The organism is Aquimarina sediminis (assembly GCF_002895435.1).
Lineage (GTDB): Bacteria > Bacteroidota > Bacteroidia > Flavobacteriales > Flavobacteriaceae > Aquimarina > Aquimarina sediminis.
This window is the reverse complement of record NZ_POYJ01000008.1, coordinates 205864-227319: the sequence shown is the minus strand read 5'-3', so window position 1 is coordinate 227319 and position 21456 is coordinate 205864. Positions and strand designations below refer to the sequence as shown.

The 21456-nt window shown below is 32.5% G+C and carries 17 protein-coding genes; 7 read left to right on the top strand and 10 right to left on the bottom strand.

Annotation, left to right across the window (positions count from 1 at the left end; translation table 11 throughout):
* Positions 1-120: 120 nt before the first annotated feature.
* The 3 genes from C1X07_RS17280 to C1X07_RS17270 form a co-directional block, all read right to left on the bottom strand.
* Positions 121-1689 carry a RagB/SusD family nutrient uptake outer membrane protein gene (locus C1X07_RS17280; RefSeq protein WP_103071279.1) on the bottom strand — a complete coding sequence of 523 codons (1569 nt, stop codon included), beginning with the start codon at positions 1687-1689 and terminating at the stop codon, positions 121-123.
* Between the two features lie 4 nt (positions 1690-1693).
* On the bottom strand, positions 1694-5068 hold the full coding sequence (locus C1X07_RS17275) for a SusC/RagA family TonB-linked outer membrane protein (protein WP_164914188.1): 3375 nt from the start codon (positions 5066-5068) through the stop codon (positions 1694-1696).
* Between the two features lie 86 nt (positions 5069-5154).
* Positions 5155-6312 carry a FecR family protein gene (locus tag C1X07_RS17270; RefSeq protein WP_103071277.1) on the bottom strand — a complete coding sequence of 386 codons (1158 nt, stop codon included), beginning with the start codon at positions 6310-6312 and terminating at the stop codon, positions 5155-5157.
* A 170-nt stretch (positions 6313-6482) separates the two neighbouring features.
* Here C1X07_RS17270 and C1X07_RS17265 point away from each other — a divergent pair, with 170 nt between their 5' ends.
* Entirely contained in the window at positions 6483-7058 is a 576-nt protein-coding gene (locus C1X07_RS17265; RefSeq protein WP_103071276.1) for an RNA polymerase sigma factor, read from the top strand.
* 197 nt (positions 7059-7255) lie between these two features.
* On the opposite strand, the gene yajC is transcribed toward C1X07_RS17265, so the two are convergent.
* The 4 genes from yajC to C1X07_RS17245 all read right to left on the bottom strand — a co-directional run bounded on the left by yajC (position 7256) and on the right by C1X07_RS17245 (position 10256).
* Positions 7256-7546 (bottom strand): preprotein translocase subunit YajC, encoded by a 291-nt coding sequence (gene yajC / locus C1X07_RS17260; RefSeq protein WP_103071275.1) that lies wholly within the window; start codon positions 7544-7546, stop codon positions 7256-7258.
* Positions 7547-7552: 6 nt separating this feature from the next.
* Entirely contained in the window at positions 7553-8032 is a 480-nt protein-coding gene (locus C1X07_RS17255; RefSeq protein WP_103071274.1) for a DUF1573 domain-containing protein, read from the bottom strand.
* Positions 8033-8085: 53 nt separating this feature from the next.
* Positions 8086-9030 carry a transcription antitermination factor NusB gene (gene nusB, locus C1X07_RS17250; protein ID WP_103071273.1) on the bottom strand — a complete coding sequence of 315 codons (945 nt, stop codon included), beginning with the start codon at positions 9028-9030 and terminating at the stop codon, positions 8086-8088.
* Positions 9031-9158: 128 nt separating this feature from the next.
* On the bottom strand, positions 9159-10256 hold the full coding sequence (locus C1X07_RS17245; RefSeq protein WP_103071272.1) for a Glu/Leu/Phe/Val family dehydrogenase: 1098 nt from the start codon (positions 10254-10256) through the stop codon (positions 9159-9161).
* Between the two features lie 139 nt (positions 10257-10395).
* On the opposite strand from C1X07_RS17245, the gene C1X07_RS17240 reads away from it, so the two are divergent.
* From C1X07_RS17240 to C1X07_RS17220, 5 genes are all read left to right on the top strand, one after another.
* Positions 10396-12153, top strand: coding sequence for an ABC transporter ATP-binding protein (locus C1X07_RS17240; protein WP_103071271.1), 1758 nt, complete (start codon positions 10396-10398; stop codon positions 12151-12153).
* 79 nt (positions 12154-12232) lie between these two features.
* On the top strand, positions 12233-12619 hold the full coding sequence (locus tag C1X07_RS17235) for a PUR family DNA/RNA-binding protein (RefSeq protein WP_103071270.1): 387 nt from the start codon (positions 12233-12235) through the stop codon (positions 12617-12619).
* 227 nt (positions 12620-12846) lie between these two features.
* Positions 12847-15360, top strand: a complete 2514-nt coding sequence (locus C1X07_RS17230) for a M14 family zinc carboxypeptidase (protein ID WP_103071269.1) — start codon at positions 12847-12849, stop codon at positions 15358-15360.
* A gap of 107 nt (positions 15361-15467) precedes the next feature.
* The gene (locus tag C1X07_RS17225) at positions 15468-16028 is read left to right on the top strand and encodes a thioredoxin family protein (RefSeq protein WP_103071268.1); all 561 of its coding nucleotides are present in this window, start codon (positions 15468-15470) and stop codon (positions 16026-16028) included.
* Positions 16013-16579: a GNAT family N-acetyltransferase gene (locus C1X07_RS17220; protein ID WP_103071267.1), complete on the top strand. Its 567-nt coding sequence runs from the start codon at positions 16013-16015 to the stop codon at positions 16577-16579. The genes C1X07_RS17225 and C1X07_RS17220 overlap by 16 nt, the downstream gene beginning before the upstream one ends.
* Before the next feature lie 71 nt (positions 16580-16650).
* Here C1X07_RS17220 and C1X07_RS17215 read toward each other — a convergent pair whose 3' ends face one another.
* Positions 16651-17445, bottom strand: coding sequence for a hypothetical protein (locus tag C1X07_RS17215; protein ID WP_103071266.1), 795 nt, complete (start codon positions 17443-17445; stop codon positions 16651-16653).
* 319 nt (positions 17446-17764) lie between these two features.
* Complete coding sequence (locus tag C1X07_RS17210; RefSeq protein ID WP_103071265.1) at positions 17765-18697, bottom strand: peptidylprolyl isomerase; 933 nt, start codon at positions 18695-18697, stop codon at positions 17765-17767.
* 207 nt (positions 18698-18904) lie between these two features.
* On the opposite strand from C1X07_RS17210, the gene C1X07_RS25070 reads away from it, so the two are divergent.
* The gene (locus C1X07_RS25070) at positions 18905-19081 is read left to right on the top strand and encodes a hypothetical protein (RefSeq protein ID WP_164914187.1); all 177 of its coding nucleotides are present in this window, start codon (positions 18905-18907) and stop codon (positions 19079-19081) included.
* Between the two features lie 91 nt (positions 19082-19172).
* On the opposite strand, the gene C1X07_RS17205 is transcribed toward C1X07_RS25070, so the two are convergent.
* The gene (locus C1X07_RS17205; protein WP_103071264.1) at positions 19173-21377 is read right to left on the bottom strand and encodes a RecQ family ATP-dependent DNA helicase; all 2205 of its coding nucleotides are present in this window, start codon (positions 21375-21377) and stop codon (positions 19173-19175) included.
* Between the last annotated feature and the right edge of the window lie 79 nt (positions 21378-21456).

Sequence of the window (21456 nt, the reverse complement as noted above, 5' to 3'; positions counted from 1 at the left end):
TGTATATGACCCTCTATTAATTAAAATAGTATGCATCTATTTTTTTATATTTTAAAATCTTGATTTTATATTTTCTTCCCTAGCAATTAATTTAACATTGTTAACCCATTACAAATTTTATCAAAAATTTCCTCCATGAATATCCCACCATAGCCGGGTTCCTCCATTATCAGGACCTTTCAAATAACCAATAGCTTTTTTTACATTTTCAGTATTGACATTTACTTCTGTATCCGGAAAATTGAATCTTCTTATCTGAATATTTGTATCAATAAGACCTCCACTATTATTGATAACTACAGGAAAAACTTGGGGATACCCTGTTCTCCTGTATTCAGACCAAGCCTCCATCCCGTCTGGAAACATAGCTATCCATTTTTGAGTAATAATCTGTTCCAATTGTGCTTCCTTAGTCCCAGACTCGTCATAGGCTATTTTCAATTTACTAGGATAAGAAATATTATTACTTGGATTTAGAATATCCTTATAATCTCTTGGCGTACTAGTGTTGTCTGTCAAATATCCTCCCACAGGAATACCATGTTGCACAAAAGAAGCTCTTATTCCTTCTTCATAATTTTCTTTGGGAGTTCCTAGTACTCCAAACCAACCTCTCAACGCCGCTTCCGCTTTTAAGAAATCTACTTCAGCCTTTGTAAACCATACGACATCCTGACCATCCACAACACTGCCGATAGCAGAATGTCCTAAGTATTTTGCTTTAGCTTCTAATTCAATACCAGTACGTAACCCTTTATATACTCCTTCTAACAAAGGATCTTCTGCTGGCAAAAAATATGTATGAATTCTGGCATCATTAAATCCCTCCAAAATAGACTCCATCACTGCTCCCATTCGAATATCTCCCCAAGTATCACTAATCACATTTAGTGGATGGTCATATCCGGTATTAATAATAAAACTGCTTTCCAAAAAACCTGCATCACATGACAATGCCAGCTCAGCTTGTTTTTTTGCCAAAACAGGATCCACTTTTACTACTCGAATTGCCAAACGCAATCGCAACGAATTAGCAAATTTTCTCCATACAGAAATATCTCCATTTGCTAATGACATATCAAAAGGGGTAAACGATTCATCCGATTCGTATTTTTTTAATTCATCTACAGCCTGATTCAAATCTGAAAAAAACGCTTTATACACTACTTCCTGAGAATCATACTCGGCTGTAGTTTCTGGATCATCATATTTTGTATAACGAATAGGTCCATATATATCTGACACCCGTTGCATCGCCAGTACTTTAATAATATTAGCCAAATGAACGAATTTTCCATTGCTTGAGTCTTGACTTAATTCAACTGTATTCTTTATTTTACGTGAACTAGGCATTACATTTAGGTATGCATATTCCCATACTTTACGATTCCAACCATCAACTAAAGCATATGTTGTATTATTTATTCCTCCCCTAAAAGGTACAGGCGTCGCCATATATCCAGAATATAAATCCCCATTAAGGTTTTGTTGTAATTGATACTCAGTGACAATTCTAAACACATTTAAAAACAAAGAGGAAAATGCTCCTCTTATATGATTGTTCATTTGTTCTAGAGACTGATCAGAAATACCATGAGGATCTAAGTTAGTATCCTGAAAATCACTTGTACACCCATCTAATGTAAACAAAACTCCAGCAACCAAAATATGATAGATTACTTTTTTCACGTATTCAAAATTTTATATTAATATTTAATCCAATACTTTTTGATGTAGGTTGATTATATATATCCACCCCTTGTAATCCAATCCCTGTACTAGAAGTTATATTAGAATCAAAAGGAGCTTTCTTTAAAAGAAAAAACACATTATTGGCTATTAATGATACTTGCATCATATCTATTAGGCATTCTTTAAAAAACATGTTATATCCTATAGATGCTTCTCGTAAATTTATATTTGTTGCATTATATACATACTCTCCTAAAAGTCCATCTCTTCCTCCGATAGTCGTATAATAATTACGTGCGGTCATTTGCTGAAAATCTCCATTTTGGTCAATAACGTGTACTTTTCCGTCATTTTTGGATCTAGCATCCGCAGTAGCTTGAGAAACACCATAAAAATCATTAATCGCCTCAGTTACACTTACTACTTGACCACCTACCTTTGCATCAATTAGAAAATCGGCAAAGAGATTTTTGAAACTAAAACTGTTTTTCCATCCTATTGTAAAATTTGGTTGCGCATGAGCAATAGTAGAAACTGCTGTTGTATTCAAAGTCAAATTTCCATTATCATTTGTTACTAAAGGTATTCCCTGTTCATTTCTTTCTACAGAAAAACCGCGAATACTTCCATAATCTTCCCCCTCTATTAAAGAATATCCATATCCATTAGGAGCACCTGCCAGATTAATAATTGCTTCTCTATTATTAAGGTCTGGGTGAACAGAAACTACCCTGTTTTTATTCTTTGAATAATTAATTATAGTAGTCCAATTAAAGCCTTCAGTATTGACAAATGGTTTAGCCTTGACTATCAATTCTATTCCTTCATTTGTTATTTCTCCTGCATTCACTATATTCTGTGAGTACCCTTTTACGTTGGGTTCGGCTGTAATAAAAAAAATCTGATCTGAAGTACTAGAGTTATAATATGTAAAGTCCATTCCTAATCGGTTTTTAAAAAAACGCCATTCTGTTCCAAATTCCACCCCCTTCTGTCTTTCTGGCTTAAGTGTTTCTCCTTGCCTTAAACCAACTGTCGAGCCAATTACCGTATTCTGATCTTCCCCGATTCTATTAAGAGCGCTAGTTACAAATACAGGTAAATCCTTTCCGACTTCTGCATAAGAAAATCTTAGTTTTGCAAAAGAAACAATCTCTGAGAACCTAATCATCTCACTTAAAACCCCGGTAATTCCCACTGAAGGATAAAAAAATGATGAAAAATCAGTATTAACTAAGGTTGAAGACCAATCAGTTCTACCCGTGATATCAAGAAACAGCTTATCTTTAAATCCAAAGTTAACAGACCCAAAAAGTGATTGGACCTCTCGATTATTAACTTTCTGATAAATACTTCTAGAATCAGCAAAATTTGCAATAGTAAAAGAGTTAGGATATACAAGTCCTCCTTTTCCTGAATCCAAATAGGTTTGATCACCTATAGATGATTTAATAAAACTAGTACCTATTAAACTTGTTATAGATAATTTTTTCGAAATATTTGGAGCATAGGTAGCTATTAAATCGGCATATTGCTGGGTATTCGTTGTAGTTTCTAAAATATATCTTCCAGTTGGTGCTACTTCTGTTGGATTACTACTTGCGTAAAACCGTTTGTCATAATTAAAAAATGACTTATCATAACTTACTATGGATTTTAACGAAAACGTTTTCGTTAACATATAATCGAATGATAAATTTGTCATTACACGTTGAACAATATCTTTACTAGGTTCTCTATAAATAATCCAGTACGGATTTTCCTGAATGTTATCAATAGTTGATGCAAACTGTTCCATCATATTGGTAACTGGGTTAAAATATTCGAAGTTTTCTTTATAATGATTTAAATCTATTCCTACAGGATTAACATAAAGACCTGGTAATGGATTTGAAGCAAGCCCGCTTACAGGTCTGTTTTTAATTCTCTGATCACTCAGGTTTACATTTGCCGATATCATTATTCTATCATTCAGAAAAGAAGCGGTTTCTTTTATGTTAAAATTATTTCTTAACAATTTGTTCTCTGGGATTACACCAGATGCCTGAGTATTGGCAAAGGATAAATAGGTCTGTGTTTTATGGGTTCCAGCTGATAATGATACTGATTTAACAAAAGTAAAACCTGTATTAAAAAAATCATCTATGGTATTTGACAATCCTGAAGTTTTTACACCCCAGGATTGAGGATTAATTACGTTTCCATTAAGCCCTATTGGTTGACCAACAGAAGGTGATTGGTATGCTACCTGTAATTCTGGCAACGAAAACACTCTATCTACTGTCAAATTTGAATTCATTGTTACTTCAAGCTTTCTTTCTTTTCCTTTTTTGGTAGTTATCAAAATAACTCCATTGCTTCCTTGGCTACCATATAGAGCTGCAGCAGATGCTCCTTTTAGTACTGAAATATTTGTTATATCATTTGGATTCATGAGGGATATTATATCTCCTCCATCTCTATTACCAGTAACTGCACCAAAAACACTATCAAAACCACTACTCCCATTCTGTCCATTTCCTGAATTAGCCAAAGGCACTCCATCAATTACATACAAAGGATCATTATTAGTGGTTGAAGAATTCCCTCTCAAGGTAACTTTCAGTGCCCCTCCTATACCTGATGCACTTCTCTTAACAATTATCCCTGCAGATTTTCCTGATAAACTATTAATTAGATGAAGGTGTTTTACTTTATTTATATCTTCTTCCTTTAATTCCTGAGAAGCATAGGTTAAAGATTTTTTAACCTTGGATATTCCAAATGCAGCGATCATGATCTCATCCAGATCTTCTGTCTTTTTTTGAAGTACAATATTTATATGCTTCATATTTTCAACTCTTATCTTTTCCTTTAAAAATCCTATAAAAGAAATTTCTAAAAGTGCATTTTCTTGGGTTACCTCTATGGAAAAATTGCCATCAAAATCAGTTTGTGCACCCTTATTTGTCCCTTTTTCCTGAATATTAGCTCCAGAAAGAGGTAAGCCTTCTTGGTTTTTTACTGTGCCCATAACCACTCTCAGAACTCTAGGTTTAATGAGCTTCTTATCCTTATTTTTAACAGATTTACTGGCTCCTTTTTTTAGAATAATCTGTTTACCTCTAATTATATACTTTATTGGAAAGTTTAAAAAGAGTTTATCCAGTACAAACTCAATAGCCATATTTTCGACCCTGATATTTACTACATCATTTAATTTTATATCTTTTATTTTGTATATAAATCTATAATCTGTCTTCTTTTCAATATTATTAAGTACTCCTTCAATTGTGATATTCTCTAAATTCAGAGTAATTTGTTTTTTCTGTGCGTAGGAATTTTCTGAAAAAAGAAAAATCATAATTATGACAAAAAAGCCAAATAGTTTCAACATTAAATCTTTTTTGGTAAAGGAATATTTCCATATACATGGAGATATTTTATTATCATATACCATCCCTTAAAATGATTTATTTATTATTACTTAATTACAATTTTATTATCACTAATGGAATATTCTATGCCCAATACATCCTGAAAGTATATTAATATGTTATGAATAGATTCCTTTTTAAAACTAGCATTGAAGAGTTCTTTCTCTAATTTCTTGTTTTTGTTAATAATCTCAACATTATAATGACGTTCCAGTGTATTGACAATATCTTTGAATGACCTATGTCGGAAGATAAGCTCTCCATTGCGCCATGAAAGATATTCCTCAACATTTACCTTCTGAATAGAAAAATCCTCATTTTCTCTTTTCCATTCCCCTCTATAACCAGGTTTAAGCATTCTATCTTTCTTCCCATTGAATTTATTTCCCTTCTTAAATAGTCCTACACTACCTTCCACTAATACTACATGAGGTGAAGAAAAATCCTGAGAATATGACACTACATTAAATTTGGTTCCGACAACTTGTATTCCTATTTCTTTTGTATTAACAATAAATGGACGTTCTTGATCTGAAGCTACATCAAAATAAGCTTCTCCACTTAAAAAAACCTGTCGCGCATCCCCTTTGACAAAGTGTACTGGATATTTAAAAACACTACCAGCATTTAAATGAATTTTACTACCATCTGACAATATCAATTCAAATTGTCTACCATTAGGTATCAATAATTCATTATACATAATACTATCGGAAACAACACCTGATTGGTAATTTAACTGATTTCCATTCTGCTCAGCTAAAACTTTACCATTACTACTTATTAAGTTGAGATTCTCTTCTCTTTTTATAATTCTAGATTCACCATTTTCTAATCTTAAAATAATATTCTTTTCCTCTACAATTAATTGACTATTATCTACTCTTCTATTTTGTTTATCGACCAATATCATCTTAGCAAACAATCCTAATCCTAAAAAAACAACTACTATTGCAGCATATTTAATGATATCTAAAAACCTTTGTTTACTACTATTTCTTTTATCCTTCTCTATTCTATTTAGTAATAAACTCTTTGCTTTAAGAAGATCAAATTGATGCATCTTGAAATCTATAGCATAATTCAATTTCACGTATTCATTAAATGTTTTAACATTTTCCGTTTTAGTTAACCATTCCTCTAGTTTATCAAGCTCTTCTTTAGAAATTGAATTTGTGATAAATTTTATTATTAATCTTTCCATTAATTAATGTTTACTACATCCCTTCTATTGCCTATTACGAAGACAATTCACAATACCCTTACGTTTTTAACATTTTTTTTTAATATTTTTAACGTAATAATACATTTTTTAACATTTTTTTTATATTTACACAAAAAAAATAATTTGTATACCTTTAAAAGATTGATCGAATGAAGTTGGAGTTTGAAAAGAATAAAACATTAATTATTCAATTAAAAAAAGGGAATGAAAAAGCTTATGAATACTTAGTTAATCGTTTTCACAAAAAACTATGTACTTATGCAACCAGTCTTACAAATAATCCCATAATTGCAGAAGACATTGTTCAAAATGTGTTGATCAAAACGTGGGAAAAACGTGAACACCTAAAGACTGAGTATCTTATAGATCGATATTTATACAAATCTGTTTATAATGAGTTTATTGATCATTATAGAAAAAGACAATCAACCCTAACTTTAGAAAACAAATTTAATAATGCACTAGAAAGAACTTTAGAAGAAAACGAATTAATGATAGACAAATATATCAAACTGGTTAATAAAGAAATATGTAATTTACCTCCAAAATGTAAACAAGTCTTTATTCTAAGTAAAAAAGAAGGGCTAACTAATATGGAAATTTCTGAGTACCTGAATATCTCTATTAAAACAGTAGAAGGTCAGGTTACAAAAGCTTTTTCTATTCTTCGCAAAAACTTAAAACATATCCCTCCTAACATCTTGTTTATAACTTTAGGACTTTAACTTATTTAGTATGAAGCATACTTCTACATTGTTTTATTCTACGAGATAATGGATTAATAACCCAGACAAAATAGCTTTAATTAATAAACCCGATGTGTGTTATGCTATATAGCACTAGTTAATAAAAACATAAGAGATAAAAAAGCGCGATAAAATTAAGTTAATTTTATCGCGCTTTTAGAAAAGTAGGCTAGTTATTACTTCTTATCTGCCGGCTGATTTAATTTTTGACTCATCTCCAATGAAATTGCAGACTTATCATATGTTAATTTCCCCGAACCTGTTTCGATAATAACAGCGTTATTTTTTTCACTGAAGTCAAAGACTTTTCCATGAAGACCACTTTTTGTTACTACGCGATCTCCTTTTTTTAATTCTTCAGCAAATTTTTTCTCCTTTTTTGCTTTTTGCATTTGCGGTCGTATCATAAAGAAATACATCACTACAAATATTAAAATAAAAGGCAGAAATTGTTGAATTTGATCCATATTATATTATTCGCTTACTGGTGTTCCACTTACAGGCTTAGCCTTTGGTGTTACCATAGCTTTAATTTTAAGAATTTCTTTTCCAGCTTCTGTGTTAGCAGTTATAGTAACTTGCTTAGTTTGCTGATTTGGTTTCCCATTAGAGTTAAATTTAACTAACATCTCTCCTGTTGCTCCAGGTGCAATTGGTTCTTTTGGCCATTCTGGCACTGTACATCCACAACTACCTTTTGCACTAACAATTACTAAAGGAGCTTTCCCTGTATTAGTAAATGCAAATTTATGTTCTACTACATCTCCTTCATTAATAGTTCCAAAATCGTGCTCAGTTTGAGAGAAAGACATAACAGGGAAATCTGCATTCTTTGCATCACGATCTGCTGCTATTTCTACATTTTCTTCTTTAACTTTTTCTGCCGCCTTATCCTTACAAGACACAAATGTCATTGCAAAAACCCCGGCTAAAATTAAGATTCCTTTTTTCATTACTTGGGTTTTTTAATTATTGTTGAGGGTTAAAAATACTATTTTTTCTATTATTACATAAGTCCACGACCTACTTTGTTTAATTTACCGCTTTCTTGATACTCTTTAGAAATTTTATCCAAAATTCCATTGATAAAAATACTACTTTTAGGAGTACTATATTCCTTTGCAATTTCTAAATATTCGTTAATTGTTACTTTAACGGGTATAGAAGGGAACTTTACAAACTCACAAATTGCCATTTTTATTATAGCCTTATCTAGTTCTGCAATACGATCCTGATCCCAATTTGGAGTTTTACCATCTATTTCTTTTGCATATTCAGCTCCATTAAGTGTGGTTTTTTTAAAAATATCTGTAGCAAACTTTTTATCATCTATATCTTTATAAAGCTTTGGTAATGTCATAGTCTCATCATAAGATGCTTTGATTTTACGTAACATTTTGATAATAGATGTGTTCACCAGGGGTAAATCATCAATCCAGGTCAATTTCTTATCCTCTATATATTCATAGAGTTTATCATTGGGAGCTATGATTTCTTTAAAAACATCAAGTACAAAATCTTTATCTTCTCTAAAAGAGCTAAGTTTTGTACTCATATATGTACTATAGAGTTCGCTTTTTTTAATCTCTTCCCATAATATCGCCACATATTCACCATCTAACTCCCAGCAATTGAGTTTTTTTCTTTCAATTTCTGTTTCTAATTCTATGTTTTTCTCCAACAACAACAATACTTCATTATTAATGAATTTGGTGTTTGGATCTTTTTCTTCTGAAGTAGCTAGGTATTTTTTTTGACTTTTTTCTAAAAAATCAGCAGCATGCTTTCTAATTTCTACCAGAAGCTGAAGGTTTATAAGAAATAATTCATACATCTGATCTATACTATAAAGAAGGAATTTTTCTTCTTTATCAAGATTATCACTTTGCGTCTGCTCTATCGAATAGAGGGACTGCATTACTTTTACTCGAATATGTCTTCTGGTTAACATAGGAAATTACAAAGAACTTTATATTAAAAAAGGCAAAAGCATATTTTTTAGCTTTTGCCTTGCAAAAATACTATTATTTTTAATCTACCTGTCTAAAAATGACTTTTTTTATAAGGCAATTATTTTTATTATTTTTCCTTTTTTCGAGCTGCAATTCTATCTTCGGCAATACTAATTGCAGAAGCATTTGTTGTCATACTTGTTGCTTTTGCTTTATTTAAAATATCCAAAGTTGTGTCATAAATATTTTCGGTCTTAGCTACAATCTGATCTCTTCCGTACCCTTCGATCTCCGCGAATACATTTATAATACCACCAGCATTAATTAAAAAATCTGGAGCATAAACAATTTCCTTCTTTTGCAATAACTCTCCGTGAATATTTTCATTAGCTAATTGGTTATTAGCCGCTCCCGCTATTACTTTTACCTTTAATTTATTAATGGTATCATCATTGATAGTCGCTCCAAGAGCGCAAGGAGCATATATATCTGCAGGCTCTGCATATAAATCATCGCCTCTATAAACCTTTACTCCATATTTTGCACTTACGGCTGCAAGTCTTTCTTCATTAATATCGCTAATTACTACTTTGGCTCCTTCTTCTGATGTTAACCGAACTAGCTCCTCACCTACATGTCCTATTCCTTGAACCAAAATTCGTTTTCCATCAAGAGAGTCATTCCCGTAAGCAAATTTTGTTGCAGCTTTCATTCCCATAAAAACTCCATAGGCAGTAACTGGAGAAGGGTTTCCTGCACCTCCTTTTGCTTCAGAAATCCCTGTTACATAAGGAGTAACCTCTCTCACAGTATCCATATCAGAAGTTTCCATACCTACATCTTCTGCCGTATAGTATTTACCTCCTAAGGTATGTACAAATTTCCCAAAGCGTCTCATAAGCTCAGGGGTTTTTATTTTTTTGGGGTCTCCAATAATAACTGCCTTACCTCCTCCCAGGTTTAAACCTGTGATAGCCGCTTTATATGTCATTCCTCTTGATAACCTCAATACATCATTAAGAGCGTCCCATTCTGTTGCATAATCATACATTCTTGTTCCTCCCAAAGCCGGTCCTAAAATTGTGTTATGTACACCAATAATTGCCTTCAATCCTGTATCTTTGTCTTGACAAAAAACAACTTGTTCATGATCATCAAAAGATAGTTGACCAAATACTGGGGCTTCTTTTTTTAGTTGATTTACAGCAAATACTTCGGTTATCATGTTGTGGAAATTTTTAAAATGATATTTTATTATATTCAAAATTAGGGGGCTAAAATAACATATTTTTATCTATTTCAATTTTATAACTGTTAAACTTTACGAATTTATTAATAAATCTATTTTTAAATAATAATCTTTTATGCGTGCATTACGCCATTTAAACAAATATTTTTTTAAGTATAAGTACAGACTAATTATTGGTTTAATCATCACCATAATTGCAAGGATTTTTGCTACAATTGTTCCTACTTTAGTTGGTGATTCTGTTGATGTTGTGGAGCAATACATAAATAAAGAAGTCACTGACATTAATGAGGTTGAAAATGGTCTTATAATTAACATATCTCTAATTGTTGGGGCATTACTCATCTCTGCCTTATTTACCTTTTTAATGCGTCAAACATTTATTGTAGTGTCACGGTTTATCGAATATGATTTAAAAAATGAAGTATTCCAACACTATGAAAAGCTATCTCTTAATTTCTATAAAAAGAATAGAACAGGAGATCTTATGAATCGTATTAGTGAAGATGTATCCAAAGTAAGAATGTATATCGGTCCTGCAATAATGTATAGTGTTAATACCATTACCCTATTTATAGTAGTAATTGGCTATATGATTAGTATCGCACCAAAACTTACATTATATACCGTAACTCCTTTACCAATATTATCTGTTTTAATATATAAATTAAGTGTAGCCATTCATAAACGAAGTACTATTGTACAAGAGTTTTTATCAAAACTAACAACTTTTACTCAAGAAACTTTTAGCGGCATTACCGTGATTAAAGCCTCTGGTATAGAGTTACAAACTCAAAAAAATTTCGCAGAATTATCTAACACCAGTAAAGACAAAAACCTAGATTTAGCCAAAGTACAGGCTTTATTTTTTCCGTTAATGGTTTTGCTTATTGGATTCAGTAATATTTTAGTGATTTATATTGGCGGAAAACAATTTATAAATGGTACTATTGAAGATCTTGGTGTTATAGTAGAGTTTATCATATTTGTAAATATGCTTACCTGGCCAGTAGCTACAGTAGGCTGGGTTAGCTCTATTGTTCAACAAGCTGAGGCTTCTCAGGTTAGAATAAACGAATTTCTTAGTCAGGAGCCCGAAATTACTAGTACAGTGACGCAAAAAACTCCAATTAAAGGAGATATTGTTTTCGACAATGTATCTTTTACCTATGACGACACCAATATCAAAGCAATACAAGATATGAGTTTTGAGGTTAAAAGAGGAGAGACTATTGGCATTATAGGAAAAACAGGGTCCGGAAAATCTACTATATTAGATTTGATAGGTAGGCTTTATGATATCTCTAAGGGTGAAATACGAATTGACGGCACTTCTATAAAAGACCTCAATCTAACTGACTTAAGAAAACACATAGGTTATGTCCCTCAAGATGCTTTTTTGTTTAGTGACACCATAAAAAACAATATTAAATTTGGGAATGAAAAAGCTACTGATGATGAAGTGCACAAAGCTGCCAAGAACGCAGTAGTTCATAAAAACATTATAGAATTTAGTAAAGGATACGCTACCGTTTTGGGAGAACGAGGAATTACCCTTTCTGGAGGTCAAAAACAACGTGTCTCTATTGCGAGAGCAATTATCAAAAACCCTTCTATATTACTTTTTGACGATTGTTTATCGGCTGTAGACACTAGTACCGAAGAAGAAATTCTAAGCAATCTTCGTAAAATTTCTAAAGACAAAACTACTTTTATTGTAAGTCACAGGGTATCTACTGCTAAAAATGCAAATAAAATTATAGTACTAGAAGGTGGTAAAATAATCCAGCAAGGCACTCATAATCAACTAATAAGCGCTGAAGGGTATTACAAGGAGCTTTATTTAAAACAACTTAGCGAAAAAGAAATTTGAGTTTTTTTTGTCCGATTAACAATTTTTTTGGATTTTTGAAACCATCATAACAATATTAATTAATTAATAAATACGGATTATGAGTGATAATGAAATGATGGATAAAGAAGAAATTTTCTCAAAAGTTTTGCGAGCAGGAAGAAGAACATATTTCTTTGACGTAAGAGCTACAAAAGCAGGAGATTATTATCTAACGATAACTGAAAGTAAAAAATTCACCAATGATGATGGATCTTTTCACTATAAGAAACATAAGATATACCTTTACAAAGAAGATTTTGTTGGGTTTACAGAAATCTTAAATGAAATGACTCACTTCATTGTCGAAGAAAAAGGTGAAGAAGTAATAAGTGAAAGACACCAAAAAGATTTTCAAAAATCTTATGAAAAAGATAATGTTGACAATGTAGAAGAAGTCGTTGCTTCTACAGAAAGTTTTACTGATGTAAGCTTTGATGACATCTAAACAAAACAAGACTTAAGTTAAAGTTATGTAAACCGTTTCATTCACTGAGGCGGTTTTTTTTATATTCACACTCCCAAAAATGGTTTAAATCAAACAAACACTAAAAAATGTAAACATCTCCTCAAAAAGGGATTGCATATTTTTTTAACATAGAGAATCAGGTAGTACTTTATTTTCTCCTTTTCTCAATTGATTTGTTTTAAAAGTAATTATAAAATTTTATACGTATGAAATACATCTTTACTGTTTTTTTTGCATTATTGTGCTTTTCTTCATTTTCTCAAAATGACTTATCACTAGAATACTACCTACCAAAAGATGTCACTTACAATCCCAACATCCCAACTCCACAAAGTATACTTGGCTATGTTCCTGGGAAATGGCATGTAACGCACGATAAGCTCATTGCATACATGCGAGCTATTGCGAAAGCTTCCCCTAGAATAACAATTGAAGATAGAGGAAAAACCTTTGAAGATCGTCCGATCATACTACTAACAATAACTTCTCAAAAAAACCGAAGCAAACTTAAGGAAATACAGGAAAAACATGTTTCCTTAACTCGAAATGATTCTAATCTATTAGACATAGAAAATTTACCAGCAGTTGTATATCAGGGATTCTCTATCCACGGAAATGAACCAAGCGGCTCTAACGCTGCTCTAATTGCCGCATACTATCTCGCTGCAGCACAGGGACAAAAAATAGATGACTTACTAAACAATGTAGTTATTTTACTCGACCCCTCATTTAATCCAGACGGACTACAACGCTTTGCTTATTGGGCTAATACTAACAAAAATAAAAACATTACTACGGATCCACAAGACCGGGAGTACACCGAAGTATGGCCAGGAGGCAGAACAAATCATTACTGGTTTGATATGAACCGTGATTGGCTACCAGTACAATTACCAGAATCCAGAGCTCGTATCAAAACTTTTCATCAGTGGTATCCAAACATTCTCACAGATCACCATGAAATGGGCTCTAACAGCACTTTCTTTTTTCAACCAGGAATTCAATCTCGAACTCATCCTTTAACTCCAAAGTTAAATCAAGAGTTAACCAAAAAAATTGCTAATTACCACGCCAAAGCGTTAGACAACATTGGATCGTTATACTATACCGAAGAGAATTTTGATGATTTTTATTATGGTAAAGGATCTACTTTCCCTGATATTAATGGTGGTATAGGCATCTTGTTTGAACAAGGTAGTTCTCGCGGGCATGCCCAACAAACGGATAATGGTATACTTACTTTTCCGTTTACCATAAGAAACCAATTCACCGCAACACTCTCTACCCTAGAAGCTGCAAAATCAATGCGAAAAGAGTTAATAGAATACAAACGCAATTTCTATAACAACGCCAGAAAAGAGCCTTCTAAAGACGCATACATTTTTGGTAATGAAAAAGATGCCGCATCTTCATACCACTTGGCAGAGATCCTTAAAAGGCATAAAGTCAAATTATATAACCTCAAACAAGATATATCTATTGAAGGAAAAGCTTTTAAAAAAGAATATAGCTATGTTGTTCCAAAAGATCAACGGCAAAAAAGACTACTAAAGGCAATTTTTGAAAAAAGAACAACATTTCAGGATAGTTTGTTTTATGATGTGTCTGCATGGACCTTTCCCCTAGCCTTTAATCTGGATTATGTAGAAAATCTATCAATTTCTAATCTAGGTAGTGAAATATCAAAACCTGCACATCGAAAGGCTAGCACCGTTAACAAAAGTAATTATGCATATCTAATGCAATGGCATGAATATTATAGCCCAAGAGCTTTGTATCAAATTCTTGCTCATGGGTTACGAGCCAAAGTCGGAATGAAGCCTTTTTCTCTGGAAAATAAAAATTATGATTATGGTACCATCCTCATACCAGTTCAGAATCAAAAGCTAAGTAAAGAAGAAATACAGGCTTTACTTCAAGATATAGCGACAGATAATCATATTGATATTACTGGAGTTAGTACTGGATTGACCAAAGGGATAGATCTAGGAAGTAATAAATTTAGAGCCCTATCAATACCTAAGATTGGATTATTTACTGGTAAAGGAATCACTTCTTATGATTCAGGTGAAATCTGGCATCTTATGGATCAACGCTACGACATTCCTATAACAAAGCTAACAACTGATAACTTTAGCAGAGTTAATCTATCACAATACACTCATATCATCCTCCCTAATAGCAGGGAACACCCCTTTGACCAAAAAAAGTCTGAAAAGCTAAAAACATGGGTTAAAAATGGAGGCACATTAATAGGGTATAGAAATGCCGCCCAATTCTTTAAGAATAATGAACTTATGAAGATTGAATTTGTTACACCAGAAAATGAAGCCAAAAACATTTCATTCGAACAAAAACAAGACTTTTTTGGTGCTCAGGTAATCGGAGGAGCTATATTTGAAGCTAAAACAGACCGCTCTCACCCAATAAATTTTGGGTATAAAAACGATAAAATTTCTCTTTTCAGAAATACACGGCTATTTATTAAGTCGGACAAACAGAGTTATAACAACCCAATTCAATACACAAAAAAACCATTGCTAAGCGGTTATATCAGTAAAAAAAATCTAGACTCTCTATCGGGAACTGTACCATTTAGACATAATAATCTTGGAAAAGGAAATACAGTTTTATTTACAGATAACACTAACTTTAGAGCTTTTTGGTATGGCACTAACAAGCTTTTGATGAATGCTATTTTCTTTAGTGACGAAATGTAAAAATGAAAGACTAAAAATTAAAATTATTGTTTGTAACTAAGAAGTTATTTTTTAGACTTATAAAGTATAAAATTGTAATTTGAAATCTTTTACTAAAACAGATAATTATGGCTCGTACTCCTTCTAATATGCTACCTTTAGGCACTACTGCTCCAGATTTTACCCTTATCGATACGGTCACCAATAATATGGTTAGCCTAAAAGATATTACTGGAGAAAAAGGAACTGTTGTTATGTTTATTTGTAATCACTGCCCTTTTGTAATCCATGTAAACGAAGAAATCTCTAGAATAGCCAATGATTACCGTGTTCAGGGGTTTGGTTTTGCAGCCATAAGTAGTAATGATATTGAAAATTACCCACAAGACGCTCCAGAAGAAATGTGGAAAACTGCTCAAAAAAACAATTACACCTTTCCCTACCTGTTTGATGAGACTCAAGAAGTAGCCAGAGCCTATGACGCCGCTTGTACTCCAGATTTTTATTTATTTGACTCAGAATTAAAACTAATTTACAGAGGTCAGCTTGATGATTCGAGACCCGGAAATGGAATTCCTGTAAATGGTCGTGACCTCCGCCAGGCATTAGATGCGGTATTGCGCAATACAACTGTTTCTCAAGAGCAAAAACCTAGTATCGGATGTAATATAAAATGGAAAGAACAATAAAGAGATTGTTTTCTGTTGAATATTTTATGCAAGATGTAATATTTAAAAAGTGTTCTAAGGATGATATCCTTGATCTAATAGAAGTAAGTCAGCAATGCTATCCAGAACATTATTCTCATGTCTGGAAACGCAACGACCCCAGTTATTACATCAATCTAAGTTTTAATAAAAAAGCTTTTGAAGAAGATTTCAAGACTTCAAACATTATCTATTTTCTTATCAAAAAAGAGAATAATGTTCTGGGGTTATTAAAAATCAGAAAACATCAAAAGATTAAAAATTTTAATGATTCTGAAGCACTTCAATTAGAAAAGATATACCTTTTAAAAACCTCAACAGGTTTAGGAATTGGTAAAAAAGGGATTGATTTTACAAAAAAATACGCTTTTAACTTAGGTAAAAAAGCCGTTTGGCTAGATGTGATGACAACCAGCCCTGCACTTCCTTTTTACAAAAAATCAGGATTCAATACTGTTTCTTTTTACAATCTGGATTATCCAGACATAAAGGATGAATATCGAGAAATGCAAAGAATGATTTATCTCTTTTAATCCTTAATTATAATTTGATGATAATCTTTAAATGTGCAGATCGGATATTTTAGACCCATACATCTAGAAGTTTATTCTACCTTAGCATAAACAAATTCTTCTTGTGACGAAAGGTCTGTTAACGTAAGCATAGTATCATTAACATCATTAATTTTATACCTATATGTTCTGTCGTCCATAGGAAAAAAGCAGATCAACGTGTCGTCTTCTATCCTGGTTTTTAGACGATTTGCAAATTTTCCATTATAAAAATTAAATCGTATTGTACCTTCAAAAATTATATAATCATCTGTATTTTGGATAAAGAGCCATCTACCTTGTAATGATTCATACATGTCTCTATTATAAAATTTATTATCCAGTAACAATTTCATTTTATTGGCATATCCTACAAATTCTTTATCCGGAGCAATATCATCCAACGGTTTACCAATTACTTCTTTATCTATCATCTTATCATTATCAAAATAACGCTTAGACTCATACTTGGTATACGCATTAGAATAATCCAGAATTGTCTGACCGCTCTCATTTTTTGTTTCCAAATAGGGTCTTTGCTTGTAGTTCACATGGATTAACTGGTTATTCCAAAAATAAAAGGTAGTGATAACATCTGCAGTTCGCGTTCCTACTTTTCGCACCATCTTTTTAAGCCTTTCGTGCTCATAATAACCAGTAAGTTCTGCACCGTGATCAGCCATTTTATCAAGAAATTCCTCTGGATCAAGATAAAACTTTTCAAATTCTATATAACCATTAATAATCTCCATTTGGTCATTAATATTAACCAAAATATCTTCTTTTTCTTGTCCAGCGGCAATATGGAAGCCACACAGAACTAAAAAGGTAATAAGTCCTTGTTTCATAATCTAGGGGTATAGCAAATTTTGTTTAAAATATAAATAAAAGGGGATTTAACTATCTAAATACATTTTTTTAACAAAACATCATTAACAAAACAGAAATAAATTCAACATTAATATAAACATAAAACGCTAAAAATAAGACTTTTGATACAAAAATTTACTTCAGATATAATAATTTACTTTAATCATATCGTTTCATTTTTATCAAAAAACAAATAATAAAGGTTTTTTTTATTTATTTGACAAAAAAATAGTTTTAAAAAAAATCCCGGAATATAATCATATCCGGGATTTTTTTTAGATAATATACTTCAAAAAGCTATTTTACTTCTACCAATTCTACATCAAAAATCAATGTTGCATTTGGTGGAATAACTCCTCCGGCACCTCTATCTCCATATCCCAAATAGGGAGGTATCACAAATCTTGCTTTATCTCCTACTTGCAATAACGCAATTCCTTCATCCCATCCAGAGATTACTTGCCCCATTCCTAATGGAAAATCTATAGGCTGATTGCGTTTATAAGAAGAATCAAACACCGTGCCATCAGTTAAGCTTCCTTTATAATGTACAGAAACAGTCTTACCTTTTTCTGCTGTTACACCTTCTCCTTTTTGAACAATTTTATATCGTAAACCACTATCAGTTTTATCAAATCCAGCAGCTAATTCTTCTAACAATTCTTCTGATTTTTTCTTAGCAACAGCTTCTCTTTCTGCTTTAGCACCATTAAAACTTCTAAAAGTTTCAACCGCATTAAAGTTTTCTGCATCAGCTCCGACTCTCTGAATTTCTAAAGATTCTATCTCGTCTCCTTGCTCGATAGCATTTACCACATCTTGTCCCTCTACTACTTTACCGAACACAGTATGTTTTCCATCCAACCATGAGGTTTCTACATGTGTAATAAAAAACTGGCTTCCATTAGTTCCAGGTCCTGCATTAGCCATGGATAATACTCCAGGACCATCATGTTTTAGATCTGGATGAATCTCATCATCAAATTGATACCCTGGACCACCTGCTCCACTACCTTGAGGGTCGCCTCCTTGTACCATAAAATCAGCGATTACCCTATGAAATTTTAACCCATTATAATAAGGTTTTCCTTGAGGAATAGCTTGATTTTCTAAATTACCTTCGGCGAGACCAACAAAATTACCAACCGTTCCCGGTGTTTTTTTATATTCTAAATTAACAAGAATACTTCCTTTTGTTGTATTAAATTTTGCGTATAATCCTTCTTGCATAATAGCGTGTTTTTAAGCTTTTTAATTTAAAGAAGCAAAGATAAGTAATTGCTATACTTTTATTAAACAAAAGGTTATTATTATACATATCATCACGTCGATTTAATTAACTAAAGCTTAACTCATAAAAAACACTACAGTTTTTTTTCTTTCGTTTTTTAAATAGAAATCGAAAAGATTTATTAATTAATTTTTAAAACCTATACTATGTTAAAGAAAATTTTAGAAACTAGTGGAGTTCAAAAACTACACAAAAACCAGCAACGGTCAATTAAAGCTGGATCTAATTTAGGTTGTGCTCAGGCTATCTCGAGTGACGGCACTCTATGTTTATGCCTGGGGTGGATCCCTCAAGGAGGTATTTGTGTAAATACAAATCCTTAACACTAGTAGAATTTAATGTTAATCATACTGTAAATAAAAAATGGCTATACCCTAATATGGATATAGCCATTTTTTATTTTAATATTTTATATTAGTTCGCAACCTCACTAATAAATTTGATACGATATAGACGAAGTTCTTCATCATCATAATCTCCATCAAACTCTTCTATCGCGGTATCTATTTTATCATTTTCTGCTTCTATGAAATATTCATGAATTTCCTCTTGCTGATCTTCATCCAAAATTTCATCTATCCAATAAGCGATATTAAGTTTCGTTCCACTATAGACAATGGCTTCCATTTCTTTAATAAAAGCTGGCATATCCATCCCTTTTGCAGCAGCAATATCATCCAAGGGTAGTTTGCGATCTACATTTTGGATAATATATAACTTCAGCCCACTATTGGCACCAGTGCTTTTTACTACAAAATCATCTGGTCTCATAACATCATTTTCTTCTACATACTTAGCAATTAGAGTAACGAACTCTTTTCCATATTTTTTAGCTTTTCCTTCACCTACTCCATGAACATTCCCTAATTCTTCGATAGTAACAGGATATTTTAGAGCCATATCATCAATAGAAGGGTCTTGAAATACAACAAACGGGGGAACGCCTAATTTTTTGGCTACTGTTTTTCTCAGACTGCGGAGCATTCCTGCTAATTTATCATCACTCCCTCCCTTAGCCCCAGTTTTTGTAGCAGTTACAATAGAATCGTCATTAGTTTCATTATAGATATGATCTTCTGTCATCATAAAACTAACTGGGTTTTCTATAAATTCTTTCCCTTCTGGAGTAATTCTAATAACCCCATAAGTCTCTATATCTTTACGCAAGTATCCTTTTACTAATACCTGACGTGCCAAAGCCATCCAATATTTATCATCTCTTGCACTACCACTACCAAAGAAAGATTGCTGGTGTGTTCTATGAGAAATAATCAGCGCATTACTTTTACCAATAAGCGTATTAACGAGGTCTTTTGATTTATATATCTCACCTGTTCTACTAACCACTTCAAGCAATAGTTTTACTTCATCTTTGGCTTCGTGTTTTTTCTTTGGATTACGAATATTATCATCCATATCCGCACCTTCGCCATTTACATCATCAAACTCTTCACCAAAATAGTGTAATATAAATTTACGCCTAGATATTGATGTTTCGGCAAAAGCAACAATTTCTTGTAGTAACGCATGACCAATTTCCTGTTCTGCAACAGGCTTACCACTCATAAATTTCTCTAACTTCTCTATATCTTTATATGCATAATATGCCAAGCAGTGTCCTTCTCCTCCATCTCTCCCAGCACGACCAGTTTCTTGATAGTAACTTTCAATACTTTTGGGCATATCATGATGAATCACAAACCGTACATCCGGTTTATCAATCCCCATTCCAAAGGCAATTGTAGCCACTACCACATCCACATCTTCCATCAAAAACATATCCTGATGTTTTGCTCTAGTTTTGGCATCTAACCCTGCGTGATAAGGGACTGCTTTAACACCATTAACCTCTAAGGTCTGAGCCAGTTCTTCAACTCTTTTTCTGCTGAGACAATAAATGATACCACTTTTACCACTATTTTGTTTTACAAAACGTGTAATATCGGCATCTACATTTTTTGTTTTTGGGCGTATTTCATAAAACAAGTTCGGGCGATTGAATGATGCTTTAAACGTTTCAGCATTACTCATCCCGAGATTTTTAAGAATATCCTCTTGTACTTTTGGAGTTGCGGTTGCTGTAAGTCCGATAATAGGAATGTCTTCACCAATCCTTTTAATGATATTACGCAAGTTGCGATATTCGGGTCTAAAATCATGTCCCCATTCACTTATACAGTGAGCTTCATCAATAGCCAAAAAAGATATTTTTTGAGATTTCAAAAAATCCACATATTCTTCTTTAGTAAGTGATTCTGGAGCTACATATAATAATTTGGTTACACCGCTTATTATATCCTCTTTTACCCTTTTCACTTCTGATTTGTTAAGGGATGAATTAAGCACATGTGCTATCCCTTCCACTGACGAAATGCTACGAATAGCATCTACTTGATTTTTCATCAATGCAATCAAAGGCGAAACGACAATTGCTGTTCCTTCGCACATTAAAGCAGGCAGTTGATAACATAGGGATTTCCCGCCGCCTGTGGGCATTATTACAAAAGTATTATTCTTTTCCAGAATACTATGTATTACCCTTTCCTGTAGTCCTCTAAATTGACTAAACCCAAAGTGTTTTTTTAAAGCACTTTGCAAGTCAGTTTCATTCAAACTCATTAAACCTCTTAAGTTTTATATACCAATTAAATCAAAGATTCTCTATCACTACATCTATATTCCCCCAAGCATAGGTGTA

Excerpts from the sequence above, each read along its gene's own strand:
- C1X07_RS17265 (WP_103071276.1), top strand. The coding sequence starts at position 6,483 with ATGAAGTTGGAGTTTGAAAAGAATAAAACATTAATTATTCAATTAAAA.
- C1X07_RS17225 (WP_103071268.1), top strand. The coding sequence starts at position 15,468 with ATGGCTCGTACTCCTTCTAATATGCTACCTTTAGGCACTACTGCTCCA.
- C1X07_RS17245 (WP_103071272.1), bottom strand. The coding sequence starts at position 10,256 with ATGATAACCGAAGTATTTGCTGTAAATCAACTAAAAAAAGAAGCCCCA.
- nusB (WP_103071273.1), bottom strand. The coding sequence starts at position 9,030 with ATGTTAACCAGAAGACATATTCGAGTAAAAGTAATGCAGTCCCTCTAT.
- C1X07_RS17270 (WP_103071277.1), bottom strand. The coding sequence starts at position 6,312 with ATGGAAAGATTAATAATAAAATTTATCACAAATTCAATTTCTAAAGAA.
- C1X07_RS17220 (WP_103071267.1), top strand. The coding sequence starts at position 16,013 with ATGGAAAGAACAATAAAGAGATTGTTTTCTGTTGAATATTTTATGCAA.
- C1X07_RS17215 (WP_103071266.1), bottom strand. The coding sequence starts at position 17,445 with ATGAAACAAGGACTTATTACCTTTTTAGTTCTGTGTGGCTTCCATATT.
- yajC (WP_103071275.1), bottom strand. The coding sequence starts at position 7,546 with ATGGATCAAATTCAACAATTTCTGCCTTTTATTTTAATATTTGTAGTG.
- C1X07_RS17275 (WP_164914188.1), bottom strand. The coding sequence starts at position 5,068 with ATGTTGAAACTATTTGGCTTTTTTGTCATAATTATGATTTTTCTTTTT.
- C1X07_RS17235 (WP_103071270.1), top strand. The coding sequence starts at position 12,233 with ATGAGTGATAATGAAATGATGGATAAAGAAGAAATTTTCTCAAAAGTT.
- C1X07_RS17230 (WP_103071269.1), top strand. The coding sequence starts at position 12,847 with ATGAAATACATCTTTACTGTTTTTTTTGCATTATTGTGCTTTTCTTCA.
- C1X07_RS17210 (WP_103071265.1), bottom strand. The coding sequence starts at position 18,697 with ATGCAAGAAGGATTATACGCAAAATTTAATACAACAAAAGGAAGTATT.
- C1X07_RS17240 (WP_103071271.1), top strand. The coding sequence starts at position 10,396 with ATGCGTGCATTACGCCATTTAAACAAATATTTTTTTAAGTATAAGTAC.
- C1X07_RS25070 (WP_164914187.1), top strand. The coding sequence starts at position 18,905 with ATGTTAAAGAAAATTTTAGAAACTAGTGGAGTTCAAAAACTACACAAA.
- C1X07_RS17255 (WP_103071274.1), bottom strand. The coding sequence starts at position 8,032 with ATGAAAAAAGGAATCTTAATTTTAGCCGGGGTTTTTGCAATGACATTT.
- C1X07_RS17205 (WP_103071264.1), bottom strand. The coding sequence starts at position 21,377 with ATGAGTTTGAATGAAACTGACTTGCAAAGTGCTTTAAAAAAACACTTT.